This is a genomic window from Tamlana sedimenti, from assembly GCF_038148895.1.
Lineage (GTDB): Bacteria > Bacteroidota > Bacteroidia > Flavobacteriales > Flavobacteriaceae > Tamlana.
On sequence record NZ_JBBVGQ010000002.1, the window covers coordinates 377,015 to 402,486 of the forward strand.

General features: G+C 35.5%; 23 protein-coding genes and 1 pseudogene. 16 read left to right on the plus strand and 8 right to left on the minus strand.

Annotation, left to right across the window (positions count from 1 at the left end; genetic code table 11):
* Positions 1-116 precede the first annotated feature (116 nt).
* Positions 117-1,403, plus strand: coding sequence for an NAD(P)/FAD-dependent oxidoreductase (locus WJN01_RS07630; protein ID WP_445196558.1), 1,287 nt, complete (start codon positions 117-119; stop codon positions 1,401-1,403).
* A 1-nt stretch (position 1,404) separates the two neighbouring features.
* On the opposite strand, the pseudogene WJN01_RS07635 reads toward WJN01_RS07630, so the two are convergent.
* Positions 1,405-1,955: pseudogene (locus WJN01_RS07635) on the minus strand (DUF1572 family protein).
* Between the two features lie 13 nt (positions 1,956-1,968).
* A complete protein-coding gene (gene msrB / locus WJN01_RS07640; protein ID WP_445196559.1) occupies positions 1,969-2,439 on the minus strand; it encodes a peptide-methionine (R)-S-oxide reductase MsrB in 471 nt (156 codons plus the stop codon).
* Positions 2,440-2,592: 153 nt separating this feature from the next.
* Here msrB and WJN01_RS07645 point away from each other — a divergent pair, with 153 nt between their 5' ends.
* Together WJN01_RS07645 and WJN01_RS07650 are read left to right on the plus strand one after the other, a co-directional pair.
* Positions 2,593-3,411, plus strand: a complete 819-nt coding sequence (locus WJN01_RS07645) for a M48 family metallopeptidase (RefSeq protein WP_445196560.1) — start codon at positions 2,593-2,595, stop codon at positions 3,409-3,411.
* A 65-nt stretch (positions 3,412-3,476) separates the two neighbouring features.
* On the plus strand, positions 3,477-4,787 hold the full coding sequence (locus WJN01_RS07650; protein ID WP_445196561.1) for an MFS transporter: 1,311 nt from the start codon (positions 3,477-3,479) through the stop codon (positions 4,785-4,787).
* A gap of 67 nt (positions 4,788-4,854) precedes the next feature.
* On the opposite strand, the gene WJN01_RS07655 is transcribed toward WJN01_RS07650, so the two are convergent.
* The gene (locus WJN01_RS07655; protein ID WP_445196562.1) at positions 4,855-7,401 is read right to left on the minus strand and encodes an ATP-dependent Clp protease ATP-binding subunit; all 2,547 of its coding nucleotides are present in this window, start codon (positions 7,399-7,401) and stop codon (positions 4,855-4,857) included.
* Positions 7,402-7,659: 258 nt separating this feature from the next.
* On the opposite strand from WJN01_RS07655, the gene gyrA reads away from it, so the two are divergent.
* From gyrA to WJN01_RS07675, 4 genes are all read left to right on the plus strand, one after another.
* Entirely contained in the window at positions 7,660-10,227 is a 2,568-nt protein-coding gene (gyrA, locus tag WJN01_RS07660; RefSeq protein ID WP_445196563.1) for a DNA gyrase subunit A, read from the plus strand.
* A 17-nt stretch (positions 10,228-10,244) separates the two neighbouring features.
* Positions 10,245-11,495, plus strand: coding sequence for a tetratricopeptide repeat protein (locus WJN01_RS07665; RefSeq protein WP_445196564.1), 1,251 nt, complete (start codon positions 10,245-10,247; stop codon positions 11,493-11,495).
* Positions 11,496-11,609: 114 nt separating this feature from the next.
* Positions 11,610-12,155, plus strand: coding sequence for a YfiT family bacillithiol transferase (locus WJN01_RS07670; protein ID WP_445196565.1), 546 nt, complete (start codon positions 11,610-11,612; stop codon positions 12,153-12,155).
* On the plus strand, positions 12,156-12,638 hold the full coding sequence (locus WJN01_RS07675; protein WP_445196566.1) for a GNAT family N-acetyltransferase: 483 nt from the start codon (positions 12,156-12,158) through the stop codon (positions 12,636-12,638).
* A 16-nt stretch (positions 12,639-12,654) separates the two neighbouring features.
* Here WJN01_RS07675 and WJN01_RS07680 read toward each other — a convergent pair whose 3' ends face one another.
* Complete coding sequence (locus WJN01_RS07680; RefSeq protein WP_445196567.1) at positions 12,655-13,218, minus strand: thioredoxin family protein; 564 nt, start codon at positions 13,216-13,218, stop codon at positions 12,655-12,657.
* Between the two features lie 45 nt (positions 13,219-13,263).
* Between WJN01_RS07680 and WJN01_RS07685 the strand changes: the two genes are divergently transcribed.
* From WJN01_RS07685 to WJN01_RS07695, 3 genes are read left to right on the plus strand one after another with little or no spacing between them, the layout of a single operon-like run.
* Positions 13,264-13,599: a tRNA-binding protein gene (locus tag WJN01_RS07685; protein WP_445196568.1), complete on the plus strand. Its 336-nt coding sequence runs from the start codon at positions 13,264-13,266 to the stop codon at positions 13,597-13,599.
* 4 nt (positions 13,600-13,603) lie between these two features.
* The gene (locus WJN01_RS07690) at positions 13,604-14,506 is read left to right on the plus strand and encodes a bile acid:sodium symporter family protein (protein WP_445196569.1); all 903 of its coding nucleotides are present in this window, start codon (positions 13,604-13,606) and stop codon (positions 14,504-14,506) included.
* A gap of 1 nt (position 14,507) precedes the next feature.
* On the plus strand, positions 14,508-15,542 hold the full coding sequence (locus WJN01_RS07695; protein WP_445196570.1) for a lysophospholipid acyltransferase family protein: 1,035 nt from the start codon (positions 14,508-14,510) through the stop codon (positions 15,540-15,542).
* A 56-nt stretch (positions 15,543-15,598) separates the two neighbouring features.
* On the opposite strand, the gene WJN01_RS07700 is transcribed toward WJN01_RS07695, so the two are convergent.
* Together WJN01_RS07700 and WJN01_RS07705 are read right to left on the minus strand one after the other, a co-directional pair.
* Entirely contained in the window at positions 15,599-15,982 is a 384-nt protein-coding gene (locus tag WJN01_RS07700) for a PUR family DNA/RNA-binding protein (protein WP_370479608.1), read from the minus strand.
* 158 nt (positions 15,983-16,140) lie between these two features.
* Positions 16,141-17,898: an ABC transporter ATP-binding protein gene (locus WJN01_RS07705; protein ID WP_445196571.1), complete on the minus strand. Its 1,758-nt coding sequence runs from the start codon at positions 17,896-17,898 to the stop codon at positions 16,141-16,143.
* Between the two features lie 239 nt (positions 17,899-18,137).
* On the opposite strand from WJN01_RS07705, the gene nusB reads away from it, so the two are divergent.
* The 5 genes from nusB (at position 18,138) to WJN01_RS07730 (ending at position 20,956) form a co-directional block, all read left to right on the plus strand.
* Positions 18,138-19,049, plus strand: coding sequence for a transcription antitermination factor NusB (gene nusB / locus WJN01_RS07710; RefSeq protein WP_445196572.1), 912 nt, complete (start codon positions 18,138-18,140; stop codon positions 19,047-19,049).
* Positions 19,050-19,132: 83 nt separating this feature from the next.
* Positions 19,133-19,609 (plus strand): DUF1573 domain-containing protein, encoded by a 477-nt coding sequence (locus WJN01_RS07715; protein ID WP_445196573.1) that lies wholly within the window; start codon positions 19,133-19,135, stop codon positions 19,607-19,609.
* Between the two features lie 11 nt (positions 19,610-19,620).
* Entirely contained in the window at positions 19,621-19,911 is a 291-nt protein-coding gene (yajC, locus tag WJN01_RS07720) for a preprotein translocase subunit YajC (RefSeq protein WP_445196574.1), read from the plus strand.
* 357 nt (positions 19,912-20,268) lie between these two features.
* Positions 20,269-20,709 (plus strand): GNAT family N-acetyltransferase, encoded by a 441-nt coding sequence (locus WJN01_RS07725; protein WP_445196575.1) that lies wholly within the window; start codon positions 20,269-20,271, stop codon positions 20,707-20,709.
* Positions 20,710-20,764: 55 nt separating this feature from the next.
* Positions 20,765-20,956 carry a hypothetical protein gene (locus tag WJN01_RS07730; protein WP_445196576.1) on the plus strand — a complete coding sequence of 64 codons (192 nt, stop codon included), beginning with the start codon at positions 20,765-20,767 and terminating at the stop codon, positions 20,954-20,956.
* Positions 20,957-21,014: 58 nt separating this feature from the next.
* On the opposite strand, the gene WJN01_RS07735 is transcribed toward WJN01_RS07730, so the two are convergent.
* Positions 21,015-21,500: a hypothetical protein gene (locus WJN01_RS07735; protein WP_445196577.1), complete on the minus strand. Its 486-nt coding sequence runs from the start codon at positions 21,498-21,500 to the stop codon at positions 21,015-21,017.
* Between the two features lie 148 nt (positions 21,501-21,648).
* Between WJN01_RS07735 and WJN01_RS07740 the strand changes: the two genes are divergently transcribed.
* Complete coding sequence (locus tag WJN01_RS07740) at positions 21,649-24,573, plus strand: FAD-binding and (Fe-S)-binding domain-containing protein (RefSeq protein ID WP_445196578.1); 2,925 nt, start codon at positions 21,649-21,651, stop codon at positions 24,571-24,573.
* A 6-nt stretch (positions 24,574-24,579) separates the two neighbouring features.
* Here the strand turns inward: WJN01_RS07740 and WJN01_RS07745 are convergent, their stop codons facing one another.
* Positions 24,580-25,467 (minus strand): UDP-2,3-diacylglucosamine diphosphatase, encoded by an 888-nt coding sequence (locus tag WJN01_RS07745; RefSeq protein ID WP_445196579.1) that lies wholly within the window; start codon positions 25,465-25,467, stop codon positions 24,580-24,582.
* Positions 25,468-25,472 lie beyond the last annotated feature (5 nt).

Consider the following 25,472-nt stretch of genomic DNA (forward strand, 5'->3'; position numbering starts at 1 on the left):
ATTGACTATTTAAGTTGAGGTGTTTAATAACCATTACTATAATTTATTTATTGTTAGATGTGTGAAATTCTTTATTCAACATCTTTGCCTTACCTTTGTAAAGCAAGAATAAATTTATGAATATACCTATAACCAGCTTCCCCAGAATCGTAATAATTGGTGGTGGTTTTGCAGGAATTGCATTAGCAAAAAAATTATCAAAACAAGAAGTTCAGGTTGTGCTTTTAGACAAGCATAACTATCACAATTTTCAGCCCTTATTGTATCAGGTTTCCACTGGCGGATTGGAACCTGATTCCATAGCATACCCAATAAGGAAGATTTTAAAGGATTTTCCCAACTTCTACTTCAGGCTAGCAAATGTTGAAGAAATTGATGCCCAAAAGAATATGGTTATTACCGATATAGGTAATCTTAAGTTTGATTATTTGGTGGTGGCTTCAGGCTCTGAAACCAATTATTTTGGGAATTCTGAGATTGAAAAAAATAGTATGGCCATGAAAACCATACCTCAAGCTTTGAATTTAAGGAGTCTAATCCTTGAGAATTTCGAAGCGGCACTCTTAACTTCAGACTTGAACGAACGGAACGCTTTAATGAACTTTGTAATTGTTGGAGGTGGGCCAACAGGGGTGGAGTTGGCCGGAGCTTTGGCTGAAATTAAAAAGGGCATTTTGCCTAAGGATTACCCCGATTTGGATACACGCATGGTACAGATAAATATTATACAGTCCAGTGATTGTATTTTAAAGGGTATGAGCGATAAGGCCTCACAAAAGGCCGAAGACTTTTTAGAGAATCTTGGGGTAAATATCTGGAAGAACGTCCGGGTAACCAACTATGATGGAAAAACTGTTACCACAAACACCGATTTAACTTTTGAAACGGCTACCTTGGTTTGGGCGGCTGGAGTTAAGGGTGCTACCATTAAAGGGTTGGATGCTGATGAATTTATAACCAGAGGCAATCGAATTTTGGTAAATGAATTTAATCAAGTTAAGGGGTTTAAGCACATTTTTGCCATTGGTGATATTGCTTGTATGGAAACAGAGGAATTTCCAAACGGATTGCCCATGATGGCGCAACCGGCCATTCAACAAGGTCACCAATTAGGTGATAATATGTTAAGGCTAATTGAAGAAAAACCCATGAAACCTTTTAAATATAAAGACAAAGGATCTATGGCAACCATTGGTAGAAATAAGGCTGTGGTAGATTTACCAAAAATCAGGTTTCAAGGTGTTTTTGCTTGGTACGTTTGGATGTTCGTTCACCTCTTTTTCTTAATAGGTTTTAGAAATCGAATGGTGGTTTTTGTTAACTGGGTGTATAATTATGTACGCTTTGATAGAGAAGCTAGATTGATTATTCGTCCGTTTAAGAAGAAATTAAAGGCTGAGTAGTTTATAAATCGTCTGTAAAATGACGTTTGCTTTTTTTTTGACTGAATTTTTCTTGGTTGTATTTTGATGATTCACCTTTAGGGATGGACAAAGATTGCCATTCATCACCTTTGATTAATTTTTCCAAAAATACAATTTGACCCACATGATAAGCGTAATGAGCTAATTGCCTGTTAATGGCTTCAACAACCGTGTGTCCACCATTTCTAATGTAAATTATACGTTCTAAATCTTCTTCTCTTAAAGGGTTAATTGCACTAAATAAACAGTGCCAACCACTTTCCCAAGACGCTATAATTTCTTCCTTGGTTTGGTAACTGCCAACAAATTCATTATCGCGGTTTCTCCAAGTTTTTTCACCGTCCTCAGTTAAAAAGTTGGTCCATCTGCTCAACATATTTCCAACCATATGTTTTACAATTATTGAAATACTATTGGCGTCTTCATTGCTTTGCCATAACATTTCGTCAAAAGTTAATTGGCAAAGGTTTTATCACCCAAACTTTTATAGTATTCAAATTGTTTTGTGATGCTTGTTAAATAACTCTCCATTTAAAAAAAATAGTTAGTCTTTAGGAATAAATTTCAACGCAACGCCATTAATGCAATGGCGCTTTCCTGTTGTTTCCCTTGGGCCATCATTAAATACGTGTCCTAAATGTCCACCACAGGTTGCGCAATGTTCTTCTGTTCCGTAAAAGGAATGAGACTGACTCGCATAAGCTACATTGCCCTTAATTTCTTGGTCAAAACTGGGCCACCCAGTACCAGAATCAAATTTATGCTCGCTTTTAAATAAAGGTGTATCACAGCCTTTGCAAACGTACACGCCTTCTTCGTAGTTTTTGTTTAGCGGACTGCTAAATGCACGTTCGGTGCCCGCTTTTCTTAAAACATAAAATTCCATCTCTGTGAGTTGAGCTTTCCATTCAGCTTCAGGTTTAACAACAGTATATTGTTTTTTTGATGGTTTTTGCGTGTTTCCTTTACAATTAAAGGCTAATAAAACTAAGGTAAGTAAAAGTATTTTCTTCATTTTATATTTTTGGTAACAGTCGTTTTACATTAAAAAACTTTACAAATTAAAGGTCAGAATTAATTTATGGTCTTGTGACGAATAAATGCAAATTGTGTCATAAAATTAAGGTATGATTTTTGTATTTTTAACAACAATAAAAAATTTAAAATAATGAAGCTGAAAAAAGCATTTTTAATATTTGGTATAGTCTTGGTTGCTATATCTTGTGCAACAAATCCATTCACCGGAAAAAAAACCATGGCTTTAGTGCCAAATTCACAATTATTCCCAACGGCTTTTGCACAATATAATCAGTTTTTGAGTGAAAACAAAGTGGTAACTGGCACTTCCGAAGCCGCTATGGTAACTCGGGTTGGTCAGCGCATAGCGGTTGCAGCAGAGCGTTATCTAAATGCCAATGGTCATCAAGGTTATCTTAACGATTACAAATGGGAATATAACTTAGTGGACGACAAAACTGTAAATGCTTGGTGTATGCCAGGAGGAAAAATAGTGGTTTATACAGGTATTTTGCCCATTGCAAAAAATGAAACAGGGTTAGCAGCTATAATGGGACACGAGGTGGCTCACGCTTTGGCAAATCATGGGCAACAGCGTATGAGTGCGGGCATGTTACAACAATTGGGAGCTGTGGCTGGAAATATTGCTATTCAAGATGAAAAATCAAGAAATGCGTTTAATCAATATTATGGAGTGGGTTCTACGGTTGGTGTTATGTTGCCTTTTAGTAGGGCGCACGAAACCGAAGCGGACAACATTGGGGTATACTTAATGGCCATTGCTGGCTATAACCCAACAGAGGCTGCAGAACTTTGGAAACGCATGAAAGCTAATAGTGGTGGACAAGCACCTCCAGAAATTTTAAGCACACACCCTTCCAATGATTCACGTATAGCAAATCTTGAGGCGATAGCTCCGAAAGCTATTGCTGAAGCTAAGAAATTCGGAATAACTTCATTTAGGGAATAGTTGCTGCTATTCAAATAAAAATATTTAGTTACTTTAGAAGCTGCTAATAAAAGGCAGCTTTTTTTATGGATCATCTAAAAAAAGGAAGTAAAAAAATTCTCAATGCTTGGGCGTTTTACGATTGGGCAAATTCGGTTTATACACTCACCATTGCCTCATCTATTTTTCCTATTTTCTATTCGGCATTATTTATATCAAGTGCTTCGGAAATTAAAACGGTTTGGGCTTTTGGTTATGAATTTAAAAGCACCGCGTTAATAACGTTCGTAACCGCATTTACTTTTTTGGTCGTTTCTGTGATGTCCCCAGTACTTTCAGGAATCGCAGATTATGTTGGTAATAAAAAGAACTTTTTAAAGTTTTTCTGCTACGTTGGTAGTGCAGGTTGTATTGGCTTGTATTGGTTTGATATTTCCCCTAGTGGCATACATTTAAGTTTGCTGTTTTACTTTATGGGGCTTATAGGTTATTGGGGCAGTTTGGTATTTTACAATTCCTATCTTCCGGATATAGCTTTTCCTGAACAGCAAGATAGTGTTAGTGCCAAAGGATTTTCAATGGGTTATATTGGTAGTGTTATTTTGTTGATTATTAACCTGATTATGGTAATGACGCAAAGTGAGGGAGTGGCAAAAATGCAGATGATGCGTTATTCGTTTATTACTGTTGGGATTTGGTGGGCTTTGTTTAGCCAATACACCTTTTATTATCTACCAAAAGGAGCCTCAACAGGACATAAAGTAACAAAGGCGGTTATTTTTAATGGTGTGAAAGAGTTGAAACAAGTATGGGAACAGCTCAAAGAAAACCTTCGTTTAAAACGTTATTTGTATGCTTTTTTCGTGTTTAGCATGGCGGTGCAAACCATAATGCTTGTTGCAGTTTATTTTGGTGAAGAAGAAATTGCTTGGGGCAGCGATGGCGAAAAAACAACGGGATTAATTGTCAGTATATTGGTTATACAGTTAGTAGCTATCGTGGGGGCTATATTGACTTCAAGGGCTTCAGCTAAATTTGGAAACATTAAAGCCTTAATTGCAGTCAATTTCATTTGGATGTCCCTGTGCTTTTATGCTTATTTTATGGTAACACCTATGCAGTTTTACATTGCAGCGGGAATTGTTGGCTTGGTTATGGGGGGCATTCAATCTTTGGCACGTTCAACATATTCCAAATTTTTACCAGAAACGGATGATACTACATCATACTTTAGCTTTTATGATGTGGCCGAAAAAATTGGGATTGTAATTGGCATGGTCATTTTTGCCTTTATAGATCAGTTAACGGGCAGTATGAGAAATGGTATATTATTTTTATTTATCTTCTTTTTATCCGGGATTATATTGTTGTTTCGCGTTCCAAAATCAAGTAATTAGGGATGAATTAAAAAAGCCCGCATTATCACTAACACGGGCTTTACTGTTATTCTATTCAATATGAGAATTAAGATTCAGTGGGCTTTTCGGCCTTTTTAATTGAAATTTTTAATTCTTCAGTTTTATTATCTAAATCAATATTGATTTCATCACCTTCTTGAAGATTTGAAGCCACAATTTCCTCTGCTAGGGCGTCTTCAACATATTTTTGAATTGCTCTCTTCAAGGGCCGTGCACCATATTGTTTGTCAAAGCCTTTTTCAGCTATAAAATCTTTAGCTGACTTGGTCAAGGTTAATTGATAGCCCAATCCATTAATTCTGAGCAAAAGCTTTTCTAGCTCAATATCAATGATTTTGTTGATGTCTTCTTTCTCTAACGGGTTGAAAACTACAACATCATCAATTCTATTTAAAAACTCAGGGGCAAAAGACTTTTTGAGTGCGTTCTCAATAACGCTTCTTGCATTGGCATCTTCCTGGGCCTTTTGCGATGCAGTACCAAATCCAATACCTGTTCCAAAATCTTTAAGTTTTCTGGCTCCAATGTTGGATGTCATAATAATAATAGTATTTCTAAAATCAATTTTTCTGCCCAAACTATCTGTTAAATATCCATCGTCAAGCACTTGCAAGAGCATATTAAATACATCTGGATGCGCCTTTTCAATTTCATCCAAAAGAATAACCGCGTACGGTTTGCGTCTAACTTTTTCCGTTAATTGCCCGCCTTCTTCGTAGCCAACATATCCAGGAGGTGCACCAATTAATCTGGAAATGGCAAATTTTTCCATGTATTCGCTCATATCTATTCTAATCAGCGAATCTTCGCTGTCAAACAACTCACGAGAGAGCACTTTTGCCAATTGTGTTTTACCAACACCAGTTTGCCCCAAGAAAATAAATGAGCCAATCGGTTTATTTGGGTCTTTAAGTCCGGCACGGTTACGCTGAATGGCCTTAACGACCTTAGAAACGGCTTCGTCCTGACCAATGACTTTACCTTTAATTAGGTTTGGTAATTGGGCAAGTTTATTAATTTCGGTTTGTGCAATTCTATTCACAGGAACACCTGTCATCATGGAAACAACATCGGCAACATTATCTTCCGTTACAACTTCACGGTGTTGCTTCGTGTCTTCTTCCCATTTCTCTTGGGCAATTGACAATTCTTTTTCAAGACGTTTTTCATCATCTCTCAATTTAGCGGCTTCCTCGTATTTTTGCTTTCTAACAACGGCATTTTTAGTCTCTTTAATGGCCTCAAGTTGTTTTTCAAGCTCAATGATTTGTTTTGGAACATCTATGTTGGTAATGTGCACACGAGAACCTGCCTCATCCAAAGCGTCAATGGCTTTATCTGGTAAAAAGCGTTCGGTCATGTATCTATTTGTCAATTTCACACAAGCTTCAATGGCTTCTGGCGTGTAATCAACATTGTGATGGTCTTCATATTTGGCCTTGATGTTATTAAGGATTTCAATGGTTTCTTCAACAGAAGTGGGCTCCACAATTACCTTTTGAAAACGACGCTCTAAAGCTCCGTCCTTTTCTATGTATTGCCTATATTCATCCAAGGTTGTCGCTCCAATGCATTGAATTTCACCACGTGCCAAAGCTGGTTTGAACATGTTTGATGCATCTAAACTTCCGGTTGCACCGCCTGCCCCAACGATGGTATGAATTTCATCTATGAATAAAATAACATCATCATTTTTTTCAAGCTCATTCATAACAGCTTTCATGCGCTCTTCGAACTGCCCGCGGTATTTTGTCCCTGCTACTAAACTTGCTAAATCAAGCGTTACAACGCGCTTGTTAAAAAGAATTCGGGAAACTTTTCTTTTAACAATTCTGAGTGCTAAACCTTCGGCTATTGCAGATTTACCTACACCGGGCTCGCCGATTAAAAGGGGATTGTTTTTCTTTCTTCTACTTAAAACCTGGGAAACACGCTGAATTTCCTTTTCTCTTCCCACAACAGGGTCAAGTTTGCCTTCTTCAGCCAAAGCGGTTAAATCGCGTCCAAAATTATCTAATACAGGCGTTTTGGACTTTTTATTGCTTTTTCCAGCGGGAGCATTGAAAATATCTTTTGAAGCTTCATCTTCAGGATTGTTGTCGTCATCCTGAAATGATTCAGCTTTCGGTTCTATATAGTTGTTATCGTTTGTAATCATAAGTTTAAATTGTTCTTTAACATTATCGTAGTCAACTTTAAGCTTATTCAAAAGCTTGGTAGTGGGGTCATTTTCGTTTCTTAAGATACAGAGCAAAAGATGCGCAGTATTAATTGATGTACTTTGAAATAATTTGGCCTCTAAAAACGTTGTTTTTAAAGCACGTTCTGCCTGCCTTGTAAGATGTAGGTTTTTCTTTTGGTTTGAAGCTACAGCAATATTTGGGTTAGCAGGACTTAAAATTTCAACCTTTCGCCTTAAATGATTTAAATCAATTTCTAAGGCATTTAATATGTTGATTGCTTTGCCATTGCCGTCTCGCAAAAGACCAAGCATTAGGTGTTCAGTGCCAATAAAATCATGGCCTAAACGCAATGCTTCCTCCTTGCTGTAAGCAATAACATCTTTTACTCTTGGGGAAAAATTATCATCCATATTCTCGTCCTTTCAGCATTAAAAATAGTAAAACATTTTACCAAAGGCAAAAACTATACCTTAAATTGTCTATAAAATGCTAATTGACGAAAAAAACTTTATAAAATCAAAATATTTGGAGGTTTACTTATCAACCGAAAAAGCACCCAAAATTGTTAATAAAAACATTAAAAATTACCATTGAAACACCAGTTGAAACTTATGAAATATTTATATTAGCATGTTTTGAAAAACTCGTAAAACTAAATTGAATTATTTATGGCAGAAGGAGAAAAATTGATCCCTATTAACATTGAAGATGAGATGAAATCGGCTTACATTGACTATTCAATGTCGGTCATTGTGTCACGTGCTTTACCAGATGTAAGAGATGGTTTAAAACCAGTTCACAGACGCGTGCTTTATGGCATGCACGAACTTGGAGTTAGAGCAAATTCAGCACACAAAAAATCCGCAAGAATAGTTGGAGAAGTTTTAGGAAAATACCATCCTCATGGTGATACATCAGTTTACGATGCCATGGTGCGTATGGCCCAAGAATGGAGTTTGCGTTATATGCTAGTTGATGGGCAGGGAAATTTTGGCTCTATTGATGGTGATAGCCCAGCAGCAATGCGTTATACTGAAGCACGTATGCGTAAAATATCTGAGGATATGTTGGCAGATATTGAAAAGGAAACAGTAGACCATCAATTAAATTTTGACGATACATTAAAGGAGCCAACAGTTTTGCCAACCCGTATTCCCGGGCTTTTGGTAAATGGGGCTTCAGGTATTGCGGTTGGTATGGCAACAAATATGCCTCCCCACAACATAACAGAGGTTGTGAATGGTACTATTGCATATATTGAGAACTCAGACATTGAGGTTGATGAACTGATTCAACACGTTAAAGCTCCAGATTTTCCGACAGGTGGAACTATTTACGGTTATGATGGTGTTAAAGAAGCTTTCCAAACTGGGCGGGGGCGAATTGTAATTCGTGCTAAAGCCAATGTTGAGGAAGTTAACGGGCGCGAGTGTATCGTTGTAACTGAAATTCCATATCAGGTCAACAAGGCAGATATGATTAAGAAAACTGCAGATCTGGTAAATGAGAAAAAACTTGAAGGCATTGCCACAATTCGAGATGAGTCTGATAGAAAAGGAATGCGCATTGTTTATGTTTTAAAGCGCGATGCAATTCCGAATATCGTATTAAACAAATTATTTAAGTATACTGCGCTACAATCCTCATTTAGTGTGAATAACATTGCATTGGTTAATGGTCGTCCGCAGTTATTGAACTTAAAGGACCTCATTCATTATTTTGTGGAGCACAGGCACGAAGTTGTTGTTAGACGTACAACTTTTGAATTGCGTAAAGCCGAAGAACGCGCTCATATTTTAGAAGGCTTAATCATTGCATCCGATAACATCGATGAGGTTATCGCATTGATTAGGGCATCTTCAAATGCTGATGAAGCACGCGAAAAATTAATGGAACGCTTCAAATTAACAGAAATTCAAGCTAAGGCCATTGTTGAAATGCGATTACGTCAGCTTACAGGACTGGAGCAAGATAAACTGCGCTCTGAATACGAGGAGTTGATGAAAACTATTGAAGACTTGAAGGATATCCTTGATAAAAAGGAAAGAAGAATGGATATCATTAAGCAGGAGTTGGAAGAAGTTAGAGATAAATATGGTGATGAGCGTCGTTCGACTATTGAGTATGCAGGTGGGGATTTAAGTATTGAAGATATGATTCCTGATGAAAAAGTGGTGATAACCATTTCACATGCAGGCTATATAAAGCGTACATCGCTTACCGAATACAAAACGCAGAACAGGGGAGGAGTTGGACAAAAGGCTTCAACCACTAGAAATGAAGATTTCTTGGAGCATCTTTTTGTGGGTACCAATCATCAATACATGTTGTTCTTCACCTTAAAAGGGAAGTGTTTCTGGATGAGGGTATACGAAATTCCAGAAGGAAGCAAAACTTCAAAAGGAAGAGCCATTCAAAACCTTATAAATATTGAGCAGGATGATAAAGTAATGGCCTTCATCTGTACCCAAGATTTAAAGGATGAAGATTACATTAATAGCCATTATGTCATTATGGCTACTAAAAATGGTCAGGTTAAAAAGACTTCATTGGAACAGTATTCCCGTCCGCGTACGAACGGTATAAATGCCATTACGATTAAGGATAATGATGAGTTGCTAGAGGCTAAATTAACAACCGGTAATAGCCAAGTTATGCTGGCATTGAAATCGGGTAAAGCCATTCGGTTTGAAGAAGCCAAAACAAGGCCAATGGGACGTAGCGCCTCTGGTGTTAGAGGAATTACCCTTGGTCATGATAATGATGAAGTAATAGGCATGGTAACTATTGAAAACCCTCAAGAAGAGTCTGTTTTGGTGGTTTCGGAAAATGGTTATGGTAAGCGCACCTACATTGATGACCCGGAAGATGGAGAACCCGTATACAGAATCACCAACAGGGGTGGAAAAGGGGTGAAAACCATTTCTATTACAGAAAAAACAGGTAAATTAGTGGCTATTAAATCTGTAACTGATAATGACGATTTAATGATTATCAATAAATCAGGAATTGCCATTAGAATGGTGGTTGCCGATTTAAGAGTAATGGGAAGGGCCACCCAAGGGGTAAAATTAATTAATCTTAAAGGTACCGACTCTATTGCAGCTGTGGCCAAAGTAATGCGTGATGAAGATGAAGTTAATGGAAACGATTCAGAAAGCCAAGATATTACTGGTGCCACTGAAGATGGCACAACTCTTGATACCAACTTAGACAACAATAACACTGAAAGTTAAATTAAATATTACAAAAAATGAAAAAAGGAATTCTTGTAGCTTTAGCTATTTCGGTTAGTGCATTTTCATTTGCACAAAAAAAGGAACTGAAGGCTGTTGAAAAGGCTATTAAATCTAGCAATTTTGCTGAAGCAAAAGCTGCTTTAAAACAGGCTGAATCTTTAATGTCTGCTATGGACGATAAAACTAAGGCCAAATATTACTATTTGGAAGCACAAACTTTGTATGCAAATGGAAAAGGTACTGATGCTGATATTGATGCTTCATTGGAAAGTTTGAGTAAAGTTGAAGGTGATTACCAAAATGAGGTTGAGGAACTTAAGGTAAAAATGTTAAATGAAATGCTTACTGCTGGTAACGATGCCTATGAAGCAAAAGATTATTCAAAGGCATCTAAGTATTTCGAAAGATCTTACAGGGCTTCAACAAAAGACACACTGTTTCTCTATTATGCTGCATCTGCCGCTGTGAATGTTAAAGAATACGACCGAGCTCTTAAACTGTATGAGGAACTTAAAAATATGGGTTTTACTGGAATTAAAAAAGAATATTATGCAACTAACGTTGAGACTGGAGAAGAGGAGGTTATGGACAAAAATACGCGGGATATTTATGTAAAAACCAAAAGCCACAAAGATCCAGGTGAGCGTACTACAGAATCAAAGAAACCTGAAATAGTTAAAAATATAGCTCTAATATACATCAGTCAAGGTAATGATGAGAAAGCTCTTGAATCTATGGATGATGCAAGGGCAGAAAGTCCAGACGACATCAATTTAATATTAAGCGAAGCGAACATCCATTTTAAAATGGGTAATACCGAAAAGTTTAAATCACTGCTTGAAAGAGCTACTGAACTAGATCCCCAAAACCCAGAATTACAATATAATCTTGGTGTTATTTCCTCTGAATCAGACCATCCTGAAGAGGCAAAGGCTTATTATAAAAAGGCTATAGAATTAGATCCAAACTATGTAAATTCCTATATAAATCTTGCTGCTCTAATTTTAGGTGAAGAAAGACCTATTATAGAAGAAATGAATGGCTTGGGAACTTCTAAAAAGGATAATTTAAGGTATGATGAATTGAGGGAAAAGCGAAAAAATCTTTACAGAGAAGCGATACCATATTTGTCTAAAGCTTTAGAAATTAAAGAGGATAATATTGAGGCGGCAAGAACATTAATGAATATTTACAGTATTATTGGAGAAACAGATAAATTTAAAAGCTTAAAAGAAAAGGTAGATATGCTTGAAGCAGGTAATTAATCAAGCTTTTACCATTACTCTACTTTAATTAAAGCTGGAATAATACTAGAGATTGCGCCAAATAAGGTAATTTAATTTGATTACTTTATTTGGCGTAAATTTTTATATTTGTTTATGACAGAGAAAGAACTTCAGCGACTTAAATACCCAATTGGAAAATTTGACTGTCCGCCCAGTATTTCAAGAGAGCAAATAGAAAGTTGGATTTCTATTTTAGAGCATTTTCCCAACAGATTGGAGAAGTTGGTTGCAAATCTTTCAGACCAACAATTGGATACCCCATATAGACCAAATGGTTGGACGATACGGCAAGTTGTGCACCATATTTCAGATAGCCATCATCATAGTTATTCACGTTTTAAATGGACGCTAACAGAAGAATCTCCGGTTATTAAGGCTTATTTTGAAGAACGTTGGGCAGAACTTGCAGATTCTAAATTTGCTCCAATTGAAATGTCTTTAAATCACATTAAAATTGTTCATTTTAAATTGGTTTATTTGCTTAAAACACTTTCGGATGAAGAGTTGAACAAATATTTCATTCATCCTGAAACAAATAGTAAGGTCACGTTAAAATGTAATATTGGTAATTATGCATGGCACAGCAACCATCATTATGCGCATATTGAAAATTTATTAAAACGAAAAGGCTGGCTTTGAATGATACGACAAGTACATATTGATGATGCTAAATCACTATTGGAGATTTACAATTATTTTGTGTCAAATTCTGTGGTGACTTTTGATATTGAACCTTTATCCTTAGATGCTTTTGAGAATAAAATGGCCCATATTATTGCAGAATATCCATTTTTGGTTTTTGAAGAAAGCAACGAACTTTTGGGTTATGCATATGGTAGCAGATTCAGGCCGAAACCGGCCTACAAAAATACAGTTGAAACTACGGTTTACGTAAAAAATGGATTGCATGGAAAACAGATTGGTACACAATTGTATAAAGAATTGCTCCAGCTTCTTAAAAAGCAAAATCTTCATGTGGCTTTAGGTGTTTTGACTCTTCCAAATGATGCCAGTGTTAAACTACATGAAAAATTTAATTTTAAGTTGGTCGGCCATTTTAAAGAAGTTGGCTTTAAATTTGGAAAATGGCTTGATGTTGGCGTTTATCAGTTAAATCTTTAAATCCAAAAAGAAAAGCTCAAAATGGTTTTTTCCATTTTATATTACAGCCAATGCTAGGTTTTTGTAATTGAGTATTTTCCTTATCCAAAATCAAACAATCCAGAGCATGTTTTAAATCTTTGCCTGTTAATGCTATGCCGTTTTCTGGTCGTGAATCATCAAGTTGGCCACGGTAAACCAATTTTAAATCGGCATCAAAAGCATAAAAATCTGGTGTACATGCTGCGTCATAAGCTTTAGCTGCTTCTTGGCTTTCATCATATAAATAAGGAAAAGGGTAATTCTCGTTTGCAGCATGAATTTTCATGTTTTCTGGAGAATCCTGCGGATAATTTTCAACGTCGTTACTTGAAATAGCTATAAAGCTAATCCCTTCTTTAGTGTAAGTATTTGCTATGTCAACAATTTTAGAATTCACATGTATTACAAATGGGCAATGGTTGCAAATAAACATGATTACAGTGCCTACTTTGCCCTTAGCATTATCAAGATTTACGAGTTTTTCGCTAACAGTATCGGGAAGTTCAAAATAAGGAGCTTCGGTGCCTAACGGAAGCATATTTGAGGGTGTACGGGCCATAATTTTAGTTTTTCCAAAGTTCGTGATAAATTGTATTTTTAAAAAATGAACAAGCACATAACTTTTGAGGATTTCAGTAAAGTTGATTTAAGGATAGGTACCATTATTGAAGTGAACGATTTTCCTCAGGCAAGAAAACCTGCCTATCAACTTACAATCGATTTTGGAGATTTAGGGATTAAAAAATCTTCCGCTCAGATAACAACCCTTTACAAAAAAGAAGACTTGATGAACAAGCAGATTGTGGCGGTTATTAATTTTCCCAAAAAGCAGATTGCCAGTTTTATGAGTGAATGTTTAGTTTTAGGCGCTTTAAACAATAACGATGTTATACTGCTAAATCCAGAAAACATAGTTAAAAACGGCAGTGCCGTATCTTAAAAATATGCAAGAGCTAGACCAAGCAAAAATAAACTTTGATAGTACAGGTCTTTGGATTTTAAACATTGCTTTGGCAATTGTCATGTTTGGAGTGGCTCTTGGTATTACTATTGGTGATTTTAAACAATTGCTTAAAACGCCCAAGTTATTGATTGTTGGTATTCTATCACAGTTTATACTGTTGCCATTATTGACTTTTGTTTTGGTAAGTTTAGTTAAACCGCAACCCAGTATTGCTTTGGGTATGGTTATGGTTGCTGCTTGTCCCGGCGGTAATATTTCCAACTTTATGACGCATCTGGCAAAAGGCAATTCAGCATTATCTGTAAGTTTAACTGCTTTTGCCACGTTCATGGCTGTTTTTATGACACCGTTTAATTTTCAGTTTTATGGAAGTTTGTATCAACCAACGGCACAAATTTTAAAGGAAGTGGAGTTGAGCCCTTTTGAATTGATAGAATTGGTACTTCTAATACTTGGAATCCCGTTGGTTTTGGGCATGGTATTAAAATATAGGAATGGGTTATTGGCGGACAAATTATCTAAAATTTTAAAACCATTTTCAATAATTGTATTTGCCTTGATTGTTGTATTGGCATTTTTAAAAAATATTGACGTGTTTAAAAGTTACATACACCGTGTTATGCTTTTAGGAATTGGACATAATATTTTGGCTTTGATATTGGGGTTTTTGGTGGCTAAAGTATTCAGGCTTTCATTTGCTAACCAAAAGACATTGACCATTGAAACGGGAATTCAAAATTCTGGTTTAGGACTTTTGTTGATATTTACCTTTTTTGATGGATTGGGTGGAATGGCCATTTTAGCAGCATTTTGGGGTATTTGGCATATAATTTCCGGGTTAACCTTGGCCTTTTATTGGTCATATAAAGCATCAAAAGTATAGCATGGTAAAAACAATTTGGCTCTATAGCGTGCGTGCTTATTTAAAATTGGCCATGTTTTTTTATTTTAAAAGAATTGAAGTTTATGGTGTTCATTTAATTCCTAAAGAAAAGTCTGTTTTATTCCTGTGTAATCACCACAACGCGTTATTGGACCCATTGATTATAGCCATAAAAAATAAGCGTTTTTTATATTTTTTAACCCGAGCAGCCGTATTCAAAAATCCTCTTATAGCAAAACTTTTAGGGACATTACAAATGATTCCTGTGTTCAGGATAAGAGACGGTTGGCTCAATTTGAATAACAACTCAGCTATTTTTAAAACATGTTCTAAATTATTAAAGGAAAAGGAGGCTGTTGTTATTTTCCCTGAAGGAAACCATAACTTAAACCGCACTGTTCGGCCTTTAAGCAAGGGGTTTACGCGGATAGTTTTTGAAACGCTTGAACAATTTCCTGAAACAGATTTACAATTGATTCCGGTTGGGATCAATTATGAACATGCAGAAAAATTTCCTGATAGTGCTTCGTTGTTTTTTGGAAATCCAATACCTGCAAAAGATTTTGTTTTAAAGGACAAAAATGAATCTGTGATTTTTATGAAGAACAGTATTCAATTGGAAATATCAAAACTAACAACCCATATTCCATCCGAAAACTATGGAGACACATTAAATAGGCTCAATGAGTTACAGGTCAATTTTTTAAACCCTATAAGCGTTAATAAAACCATATCCAGTAATTTTCGATTTGTTGAGAGCGTCGGGAAGAAGAAAAATCAATTTATCAAGTCGTTTTTTTATGTTGTTTTAATTGTCTTATTGATTGTTCCTTATGCCATTTGGAAACTTATGGTACAACCCAAGGTTACCGAAATTGAGTTTCTTTCTACCTTTAGGTTTGTGGTTGCCATTACATTGGTGCCTATTTGGGTTTTGCTATTATCGATTGTGCTTACCACAAATTTTGGTTGGTCTATGGCGTTGGTTTATTTTATTGGTGTTTTGGGTACGACTTTGGTTGTGGTTAAAGCATAAAAAAACCGTTATATTCTAATACAACGGTTTTTGTAATATTTTAAATGATATTCCGATTATATATCATCAAAGTCGATATCGGTGAAACTTCCCGGGGTTTTTAATTGGTCTTCGGTAACTCTTGGGCTATCGTCGTAATCCTTTTTAAAATCTTTTTGGTGTCTTTCGCTAATTACTTCATCACCTTTCTCATCAATAATAAAATCGGTCATTTCAGATAAGATTTCCTTAAATTCTTCAAAGTCCTCTTTGTATATGTAAATTTTGTGTTTTTTGTAATGAAAAGACCCGTCGTCGTTTGTGAACTTTTTACTCTCAGTAATTGTTAAGTAGTAATCCTCTGCTTTAGTTGCCCTTACGTCAAAAAAATAAGTGCGTCTTCCTGCTCTTAATACTTTCGAAAAAATTTCCTCTTTCTCCATCATATCGTTGTTCTTCATAGTTGAATTAAATTTTTTATTAATCAATAGTTTACCAAAAATCTAAAAAAAACCGATACTAACCAACATTTTTTAAAGTTTCTTTTTAGAATCCAATCTTTTATTGAATTTAATTGAATAAAATGCGCCTAATTAATTAACAGTGAACAGGTTGGGATTTAGTGGCCCGCAGGTTGGCTCAATTGTTTTAGATAGAGGTGTTTGTAATAACCATCGATATTTATAAGCGAGTCATGCGAGCCTTCTTGAACAATTTTGCCGTTATCTAAAACAATAATTTTATCGGCGTTTTTCGCAGAAGAAACTCTGTGGCTAACAATAATTGCTGTTTTCCCTTTAGATATTTTACCCAATGTTTTCAATATTTTTTCTTCGGTTTCAGTATCTACGGCAGATAAACAATCATCAAATAACAATATTTTGGGTGATTTAATAATGGCCCTTGCTATGGAAACACGTTGCTTTTGTCCACCAGAAAGCGTAATGCCACGTTCGCCCAACACGGTATCGTAGCCTTTATTGAATTTCACAACGTTTTTATGAACTTGGGCATTTTTCGCTGCCTCAATAACATCCTCTTCAGTGGCATCCTGTTTTCCAAATTTTATATTGTTTTTTATACTATCTGAAAACAGAAAGGCATCTTGTGGCACATATCCAATACTGTTCCTTAAGGTGTTTAAATTGTGTTCTTTTATTTCTGTACCATTAATTTTTATGGAACCTTCATCTATATCATAAAGCCGTCCGATTAAATCCAGAATTGTAGATTTACCAGCCCCAGTTTTTCCTAAAATGGCTAATGTTTCTCCTTCTTTTATGTTGAAACTTATATCTTTTAGGGCTTGAATATTGGTATCGTCATATGTGAATGAAACATTTTTAAAAGAAATGTCACCTGTGATTTCTGTTTCATCATGAACCATATTCTTAATTTCGGGTTCAATTTTTAAAAACTCATTAATGCGTTTTTGCGAAGCTTCGGCCTGTTGCACAATTGAGGTAACCCAACCCACCGTTGCCACCGGCCATGTAAGCATATTTACATAAATAATAAACTCTGCAATGGTACCAATGCTGTTTATTTCACCGTTTATATATTGCATACCACCTATATAAATAACCATGAGGTTACTGGTGCCAATAAGTAAAATCATCATGGGGAAAAACCAGGCTTGTACTTTTGCCAAGTCAATTTGTTTACCTTTACTTTCTTCAGCTAAAGATTTAAAGTTGACCGAGGTTTGTGGCTCAATACCATAAGCTTTAATTACAGAAATACCACTAAATGATTCTTGGGTAAACGTAGAAAGCTTAGACAAATATTCTTGAACAATGGTGCTGCGTTTATGGATTTCGCGACTTAGTTTATAAATAATTACAGATAAAATGGGCAAAGGCAAAATGGTATATAAGGTAAGCTTTGGTGAGGCATTCAGCATATAAATTATTACAATAACAAATAGTGTAATAGTGTTGATGCTATACATAAGTGCTGGGCCAACATACATCCTAACCCGACCAACATCTTCTGTTATCCTATTCATCAAATCCCCAGTTCTGTTTTTCTTATAGAAGTTTAAGGACAGTTTTTGGTAGTGTTCATAAACTTCATTTTTCAAATCAAATTCTATGAATCTTGACACGTTAATGATGGTCTGTCTCATAAAAAACGTGAGGATACCCCCAATAATGGCTGCTCCAATAATATAAAGTATGGCCTCGGTTAATTCGGATTTGAATACACTATCTGAAACCCCGCCGTCAGCATATTTTTCAATAGCTATAAATATTTTTTTTACATACCTAGGCGTGTAAACCAAAAATATACGCGCTAAAATGGTAATGAGAATACCAATTAACAAGTGCGTTCTATATTTTACAAAATATTTATTTAGATGCTGTAATTCTTTCATTATAGAAAAACGAGATAGAAGGGCAAATATATGGTTTAAATGCCAATAAAGGCAGACAAAACAATTGTGAAGTTGTTAAAAAAGGCTTAAAGCCAATTACTGTAATTAAAGTAAATTTAAAGTGTTTGTTTTTAAATATAGTTTTATTTTTGCAGCGTAAAAACCGTGATAAATTTTCATCTTTTTAATTAAAGTTCTTTGCAATGATGTTAACCAGGCGACATATTCGTGTAAAAGTAATGCAAACACTATATGCTTTTAAGGGCAGTGAAAGTGACGATTTTAGTAAGGACCAAAAGTTTTTGCTTTTCAGTATTGATAACATGTACAATCTTTACTTGCTTTTAATTTCGCTGTTGATTGAAGTTCAAAAAAGAGCTGAGGAAGACTTGCAAAAGAAGCAAAATAAACACCTAGCCACTAAAGAAGACAAAGACCCAAACCGAAAGTTTGTTAATAATCAACTATTAAAAGGTTTATGCGAAAACCTTCAACTTAAAAACCAGTTAGAAGCTAATAAAATAAATTATTGGGAACTTGATGGCGAATATGTAGATGTTGTTTTTAAAGCTATAACTTCCAGTGATTTGTACAAGGAATACATGAAAACTCGGGTGTCAGATTTTCATGAGGACAAAGAGTTTATTGTTGATGTTTTCAAGGAAATAATTGCCCCCAACGAGAAGCTATATGATTATTTGGAGGACAAAAACTTGACCTGGTTGGACGATCTGCCTACGGTAAACACAACTATTTTAAAACTGTTGCGAAAATCAAAAGCAAATGTGGCAGAAGGCTTTTTTGTACCACAATTGTATAAAGATATTGAGGATAAACAGTTTGCCATCGATTTGTTTAAAAAAACACTTTTGAATAGAACCGCAATAAACGAGGAAATTGACCTTAAAACACAAAATTGGGATGCTGATAGGATTGCCAATGTAGATTATGTGTTGCTACAAATGGCTATATGCGAGTTGAAAAATTTCCCGTCTATTCCGGTAAAGGTTACAATAAATGAATATCTGGAAATATCTAAGGAATATTCAACCCCAAAAAGTAGCATATTCATCAACGGTATCTTAGATAAACTGGTTAAGGAATACGAGGCTTCTAGTAAATTGAAAAAAGTGGGTAGGGGATTGATGTAAATTTCTGTTAAGAAACTGTGTAAAATTTTTAATCGGTTAAATAATTGTTATTTTTGTTCACCTTAAAAATTAATATATCTATTATGAAAAAAATAATTTTAAGCCTTAGTGCCTTATGTTTGGTGGCTTTTATATCATGTAAAGAGAATGCGGCCAAAAAAGTTGAAGAAAGCAATGTGGCGGCTGCAGCAGAAAGAGATGCTGTGGCATCAAAATTTCCTGTAATTGAGTTCGATAAAACGGAACACGATTTTGGTGAAATTGAGGCAAGAACACCAGTTGAGACTGTATTTTCATACAAAAATACCGGTGATGCTCCTTTAGTTATAACCGATATTAAAAGTTCATGTGGCTGTACAGTGCCCCAAGATTGGAGTAGAGACCCTTTAGCTCCTGGAGACTCTGGCCAGTTTACAGTTAAATTTAATGGAAGTGGTTCCAATAAAGTTTCAAAAACCATTACTGTTACAGCAAATACCGAAAAAGGCAGTGAAGTGGTTAAAATTACCGCTTTTGTAAAGCCAGATCCAAATAAACCAACACCAGCTGCGGCTCACTAATTAAATTTAAAATGGGAGAAGGAATGGGACAATTACCGTTTTTACTGCTTATGATTGCAGTAGTGTATTTCTTTATGATTGCGCCACAAATGAAACGCGCAAAAAAAGAAAAGAAATTTGCAGCCGAATTAAAACGCGGCGATAAAGTAATAACCAAAAGCGGGTTACATGGAAAAGTGGCAGATTTAAATGACAAAGACAACAGTTGTATTATTGAAACTATGGCTGGAAAACTTAAGTTCGATAAATCGGCAATTTCTATGGAAATGAGTACAAAGCTCAACGCACCTGCTAAAGAATAGAAATCTATTAACTTCACAATAAAAAAGCTTCCAAATATTGGGAGCTTTTTTATTTAACATAGTCTTGTGATTATCCATGGAACTTCCATTTGCGATTGGCGCTCTGTTTTTGTAATTTTGCAAATATGCGAAAAGGAATAGGTAAACAACAAAATTACAGAGTCTTCAATTTTAATTTTCTAGTTTTTAGAATTCAATCAGATAAATTTATCCCTCCAGCAATCTAGTTTTTTGGCGATTTCAGGTAAATCCTGTTTTTTAATAAAAATATCGCTCTCTGCGATACCTTATCCTCATTTCATTTTTTAAGTTCAATCTTTTTTAAAATTAGAAAAGACTGCAAATAATTTTCTATACATGACCATAAAAACCTATGATGCCTTTTCTAGGCTGTCAATCATTAACATAAACCGCATTGCCAATTTTTTGTTTCAGAATTTCGACCAGTTTCGGGACTCGAAAAGTGCCATTAGAAAGTCCCTAATGTATGCCGCAAAAGAGATTCCGGGGCTGGGCGGTTATGTGTTTGTACTTGAACATAAGGACGAAATTGTAGGTGCCGTTGTGGTAAATAGAACGGGAATGAACGAATATCTTTCAGAAAATATATTGGTTTACGTTGTTGTGAAGAAGGAGTTTCGTGGAAAAGGAATTGGCAAGAAATTGATTGAACACACCATTGACTATTGCAAGGGAGATATTGCCATTCATATCAATAAGGATAATCCCGCTGTTAACATGTTCAAAAATAAAGGGTTTAAGGCGCGAAATATAGAAATGAGATTAACACGTCATTAATCAATAGAAAGTGCAATAGCATTAAATCAATAGTAAGTTTAAAATAATACAATACATGAAAATATTATATATAAGAAGAAAAACAAGATACGAAAAACGGCACAGCGTAAAAATGGGCGAATTAACAACTAAGGTTACCTACATTAAAAAGTATTTACTCGGGCTACCGGTTAAAACGCTTCACAAATACAGAAGGACCTATTATGGTGAAGTTAAAAGTTGTGATGACTGTATGTTGTTCGTTTAGCATTAAAAATAAAAAAGCACCTTGAAAGGTGCTTTTTTGATATATTATAATATTTGTTTTAGAAACGGTAACGAATACCCAAAGCAATATCAAAATCTAAATCGTCTCTGTAATCGCCAAAACCTAATTCAGGCCTTGCATCAATAGATAATTGTAGTGGAATATCAAAATTATATTCGATTCCTATGTCACCAGCAATAAAAACAAATGTTTCACTGTCATCAAATCCAGGAGGCACATTATCGAAGCTATAAGAGCCTAGTCCACCACCAACACCAGCGTACCAATTAAAATTGCCTTCAAGAATCCAAACCCATTGGTAAATACCGGCTAGTTTAAATCCGTCGTAACCGTTTCCACTTCTCAGTCCTAAGTCTAATTCTAGTCTGTTGTTTTCGCCCAATGCACGTTGATATGATATCTCGGCCCCAAAGCCATCGCTATCTCCTAAACGCAATCCAATGGCATTGTCTGAAATGTCTTGGGCGCTTAACGCAAATGTAAATCCGAGTACGGCAATTGATAATAAAAATAATTTCTTCATAAATTAAAAGTTTTATTGTTAGTAGTATATACGACCCTTTTTAACAAAAAGATCATTTTTTTGTTCTTCGAATTATTTTACAAAAATAACGCCAAAAATGTGATTATATTTAACAACTGTATAGTTTTATAAACAATTTTTCAATTTCATGACGTTAACGCCACATTTACAGGAGTTAAGCAAAAAACTTTCTGGTGAACTCTTTTATGATGATTTGATAAAATCAATATACGCAACAGACGCCTCAGTTTATAGAATGTTACCATTGGCAGTGGCGTATCCAAAAAATAAAGAAGATATAAAAGAACTAATCAATTTCGCCAAAACCCATAAAATCTCATTAACACCAAGAACGGCAGGGACTTCGCTTGCTGGGCAATGTGTGGGTGAGGGCATCGTGGTTGATGTTTCCAAATATTTTACAAAAATTATTGCAGTTGATGAAAAAGCCCAAACGGTAACCGTTCAGCCAGGTGTAGTTCGAGATGCTTTAAACAATCATTTAAGGCCACATGGCTTATTTTTTTCACCAAATACCTCAACTTCAAACCGTTGTATGATTGGGGGAATGGTAGGTAATAACTCTTCAGGCACCACATCAATTCAATATGGTGTTACACGGGATAAAGTTCAAGAAATCCATGCCATTTTAAGCGATGGAAGTGAGGTTGTTTTTAATGAAATTTCTAGGGAAGATTTTCAGAGCAAAACAAAGCAGAACAATTTGGAAGGACATATTTATAAATCTATTTATACTGAATTAAATTCCGAAGCAGTTCAAAACCAAATTATTGAAAACTTTCCTAAACCAGAAATACATAGAAGAAATACAGGTTATGCCATTGATGAGTTAATAAAATCGGACGTTTTTTCTAAATCTGACGAAAAATTTAATATGTGCAAGCTCCTTTCTGGAAGTGAGGGTACTTTGGCATTCACTACTCAAATCACTTTAAAATTGGATAAATTGCCACCAACTGAAGTTGTTGTGGTTGCCGTGCATTTTGACAGTATTGAAAGCTGTATGAGTGCTGTGGCATTGACCATGAAGCACAATTTGTATGCTTGTGAAATGATGGATAAAACCATATTGGACTGTACAAAGCACAACAAGACCCAACTTGAAAATAGGCAGTTTATCGTTAAAGATCCCAAGGCTATTTTAATATGTGAGGTTAGGGCAAATACCTCGAGCGAGGTCATGGTTTTGGCCGATAAGTTGATTGAAGATATTAAGGCCTCAAATTTAAGTTATGCCTACCCTAAACTTGTGGGCGAAGATGTAAACAAAGCTAATAATTTAAGAAGTGCAGGTTTAGGCCTGCTTGGTAATATAATTGGAGATAAAAAATCAGCAGCATGTATTGAGGATACGGCTGTGGCCCTGCCAGATTTGGCCAATTACATTAGCGAGTTTTCAGTGTTGATGAAAGGTTACAATCAAGAAGCCATTTATTACGCTCATGCCGGTGCTGGTGAATTGCATTTGCGACCAATTTTAAATTTAAAGAAAGCCGAGGACGTTATATTGTTCAGAAAAATAACGACCGATGTAGCCCATTTGGTTAAAAAGTATAAAGGTTCCATGAGTGGGGAACATGGCGATGGAATTGTGCGTGCGGAGTTCATTCCGATGATGATTGGGGATGAAAATTATACCATCTTAAAGAAAATTAAAACAGCTTTTGATGCGGATAATATTTTCAATCCAGGAAAAATAGTTGATGCTTTTAAAATGGATGAATCCTTAAGGTATCAACCAGATAGGGTAGAGCCAGAAATAGAATCGTTGTTTGATTTTTCAAAATCTCAAGGGATTTTAAGGGAAGCCGAAAAGTGCAACGGCTCGGGCGATTGCAGAAAGCTGCCCGAGTTTGGTGGCACTATGTGCCCAAGTTATAGAGCTACCCGAAATGAAAAAGACACAACTCGCGCTAGAGCAAATGCGCTTCGTGAATTCTTAACAAGTTCTAATAAACCAAACCCATTCAACCATAAAGAGTTGAAAGAGGTTTTTGATTTGTGTTTAAGCTGTAAGGCCTGTGCTAGTGAATGCCCAAGTAGTGTGGATGTGGCTGCGTTAAAAGCCGAATTTCAATATCAATACCAAAAGGCAAATGGGATTAGTTTGCGTACAAAGGCGTTCGCTTATAACAATAAGTTGAATCGTTATGGAAGCTTGTTTCCCAAACTTTCAAATTTTGTGTTTTCAAATGGTTTTACGTCTTCAATTTTAAAAAAATCATTAAAGGTTGCCAAGGAAAGAAGCTTACCCTTTATTTCAGAAAAAAGTTTAAATAAAAGATTTAAAAGCATTAAAAATCAATTGGTTGTAAAGGGAAAAATAAAAACGGTTTATTTTTTTAATGATGAGTTTTTAAATTATTTGGATGCGTCAATAGGAGAGGATGCCATTCACCTTTTAACCGCATTAAACTACGAAGTTAAACTTGTAAAACATGCTGAATCTGGTCGTTCATTTTTATCAAAGGGATTGTTGGAACAAGCAAAAGATTTGGCAAACAAAAATGTTTCCATTTTTAAAGATTTGGTTACAGTGGAAACACCTTTAATTGGTATTGAGCCTTCTGCGATTTTAACATTTAGGGATGAATATTTAAAATTGGCAGAGGATAATAGTTCGGCAGAAGCCCTATCGAAAAATACCTTTTTAATAGAGGAATTTATTCAGAAGGAAATAGAATTGGGCAACATAAAATCTGAACAATTTACTTTGGAATCAAGAACTATAAAATTCCATGGGCATTGCCATCAAAAATCATTGGGCAACCAATTATCGAGTTTTGCCGTTTTAAATCTGCCAAAAAACTACAAAGTAACTATCATTCCAAGTGGATGTTGCGGTATGGCAGGTAGTTTTGGCTATGAAGAGGAGCATTACGAGGTAAGTATGAATATCGGTGAACAAACTTTGTTCCCAGCAGTGAGAAAAGCTTCAAAAGACACCATTATTGCGGCCAATGGAACGAGTTGCAGGCACCAAATTAAAGATGGTACGCAACGAATCGCAAAACATCCCATTACCATTTTAAGGGAAGCCTTGCTCAATTGACGGGTTCTATTTTGCTTTCTTGCTGTATTGCTCAACTATAGTAATAGCGGCAATTAAATCTTTAGTTTCCATATCAATGGCTTCATCTTCATCTTCAACAGCAAAGGGCAATAACTTATCTTTATTGTAATTGTAAATTTTCCAACGTTTAAATTGGTATTCCAAAGCCGTGAAATTTTCCACCCAATCACCAGAGTTTAAGTACATGGTTTTTCCTTGCCTGTTTTCTTTATAAACGACCTTGGGCTGATGTATATGACCACAAACAACATAGTCGTAACCATTTTCAATGGCCAAATCTGAAATTATAGTTTCAAAATCGCTAATGTATTTAACGGCACTTTTAACGCTGTTTTTTATTTTTTTGGAAAATGAATAGCGTTCCTTGCCGCGTTTCTCTAAAATCCAATTTACAAATCGGTTCATAAGAATCAAGAGGTCGTAGCCATAGCTTCCAAACTTTGCCAACCATTTCGCATTTTGAATGGAAATATCAAAAACATCACCATGAAAAAACCAAGCTTTCTTTCCATCAAGCTCTAAAACTGCTTTGTCCACTATAGAAATATTGCCAATGGTTGTATCGCTAAATTTTCTTAGCATTTCGTCATGGTTTCCTGTAATGTAGATGATTTCAACCCCATTGGAAGCCATGGTCATTATTTTTTTGATGACTTTTAAATGTGATTTTGGAAAATAGCGTTTGCTGAATTGCCAAATATCAATAATATCGCCGTTTAGAATAAGTTTTTTTGGGGCAATACTGTTAAGGTAATTCAATAAATGCTTGGCGTGACAACCGTAAGTTCCTAAGTGAACATCAGATATCACGGCAATTTCTACTTTTCTTCTTATTTCCAATTCAGGTGTAGGTTTGTTTGGTACAAATAACAAGTTTT

Excerpts from the sequence above, each read along its gene's own strand:
- WJN01_RS07630 (WP_445196558.1), top strand. The coding sequence starts at position 117 with ATGAATATACCTATAACCAGCTTCCCCAGAATCGTAATAATTGGTGGT.
- msrB (WP_445196559.1), bottom strand. The coding sequence starts at position 2,439 with ATGAAGAAAATACTTTTACTTACCTTAGTTTTATTAGCCTTTAATTGT.
- WJN01_RS07645 (WP_445196560.1), top strand. The coding sequence starts at position 2,593 with ATGAAGCTGAAAAAAGCATTTTTAATATTTGGTATAGTCTTGGTTGCT.
- WJN01_RS07650 (WP_445196561.1), top strand. The coding sequence starts at position 3,477 with ATGGATCATCTAAAAAAAGGAAGTAAAAAAATTCTCAATGCTTGGGCG.
- WJN01_RS07655 (WP_445196562.1), bottom strand. The coding sequence starts at position 7,401 with ATGGATGATAATTTTTCCCCAAGAGTAAAAGATGTTATTGCTTACAGC.
- gyrA (WP_445196563.1), top strand. The coding sequence starts at position 7,660 with ATGGCAGAAGGAGAAAAATTGATCCCTATTAACATTGAAGATGAGATG.
- WJN01_RS07665 (WP_445196564.1), top strand. The coding sequence starts at position 10,245 with ATGAAAAAAGGAATTCTTGTAGCTTTAGCTATTTCGGTTAGTGCATTT.
- WJN01_RS07670 (WP_445196565.1), top strand. The coding sequence starts at position 11,610 with ATGACAGAGAAAGAACTTCAGCGACTTAAATACCCAATTGGAAAATTT.
- WJN01_RS07675 (WP_445196566.1), top strand. The coding sequence starts at position 12,156 with ATGATACGACAAGTACATATTGATGATGCTAAATCACTATTGGAGATT.
- WJN01_RS07680 (WP_445196567.1), bottom strand. The coding sequence starts at position 13,218 with ATGGCCCGTACACCCTCAAATATGCTTCCGTTAGGCACCGAAGCTCCT.
- WJN01_RS07685 (WP_445196568.1), top strand. The coding sequence starts at position 13,264 with ATGAACAAGCACATAACTTTTGAGGATTTCAGTAAAGTTGATTTAAGG.
- WJN01_RS07690 (WP_445196569.1), top strand. The coding sequence starts at position 13,604 with ATGCAAGAGCTAGACCAAGCAAAAATAAACTTTGATAGTACAGGTCTT.
- WJN01_RS07695 (WP_445196570.1), top strand. The coding sequence starts at position 14,508 with ATGGTAAAAACAATTTGGCTCTATAGCGTGCGTGCTTATTTAAAATTG.
- WJN01_RS07700 (WP_370479608.1), bottom strand. The coding sequence starts at position 15,982 with ATGAAGAACAACGATATGATGGAGAAAGAGGAAATTTTTTCGAAAGTA.
- WJN01_RS07705 (WP_445196571.1), bottom strand. The coding sequence starts at position 17,898 with ATGAAAGAATTACAGCATCTAAATAAATATTTTGTAAAATATAGAACG.
- nusB (WP_445196572.1), top strand. The coding sequence starts at position 18,138 with ATGCAAACACTATATGCTTTTAAGGGCAGTGAAAGTGACGATTTTAGT.
- WJN01_RS07715 (WP_445196573.1), top strand. The coding sequence starts at position 19,133 with ATGAAAAAAATAATTTTAAGCCTTAGTGCCTTATGTTTGGTGGCTTTT.
- yajC (WP_445196574.1), top strand. The coding sequence starts at position 19,621 with ATGGGAGAAGGAATGGGACAATTACCGTTTTTACTGCTTATGATTGCA.
- WJN01_RS07725 (WP_445196575.1), top strand. The coding sequence starts at position 20,269 with ATGACCATAAAAACCTATGATGCCTTTTCTAGGCTGTCAATCATTAAC.
- WJN01_RS07730 (WP_445196576.1), top strand. The coding sequence starts at position 20,765 with ATGAAAATATTATATATAAGAAGAAAAACAAGATACGAAAAACGGCAC.
- WJN01_RS07735 (WP_445196577.1), bottom strand. The coding sequence starts at position 21,500 with ATGAAGAAATTATTTTTATTATCAATTGCCGTACTCGGATTTACATTT.
- WJN01_RS07740 (WP_445196578.1), top strand. The coding sequence starts at position 21,649 with ATGACGTTAACGCCACATTTACAGGAGTTAAGCAAAAAACTTTCTGGT.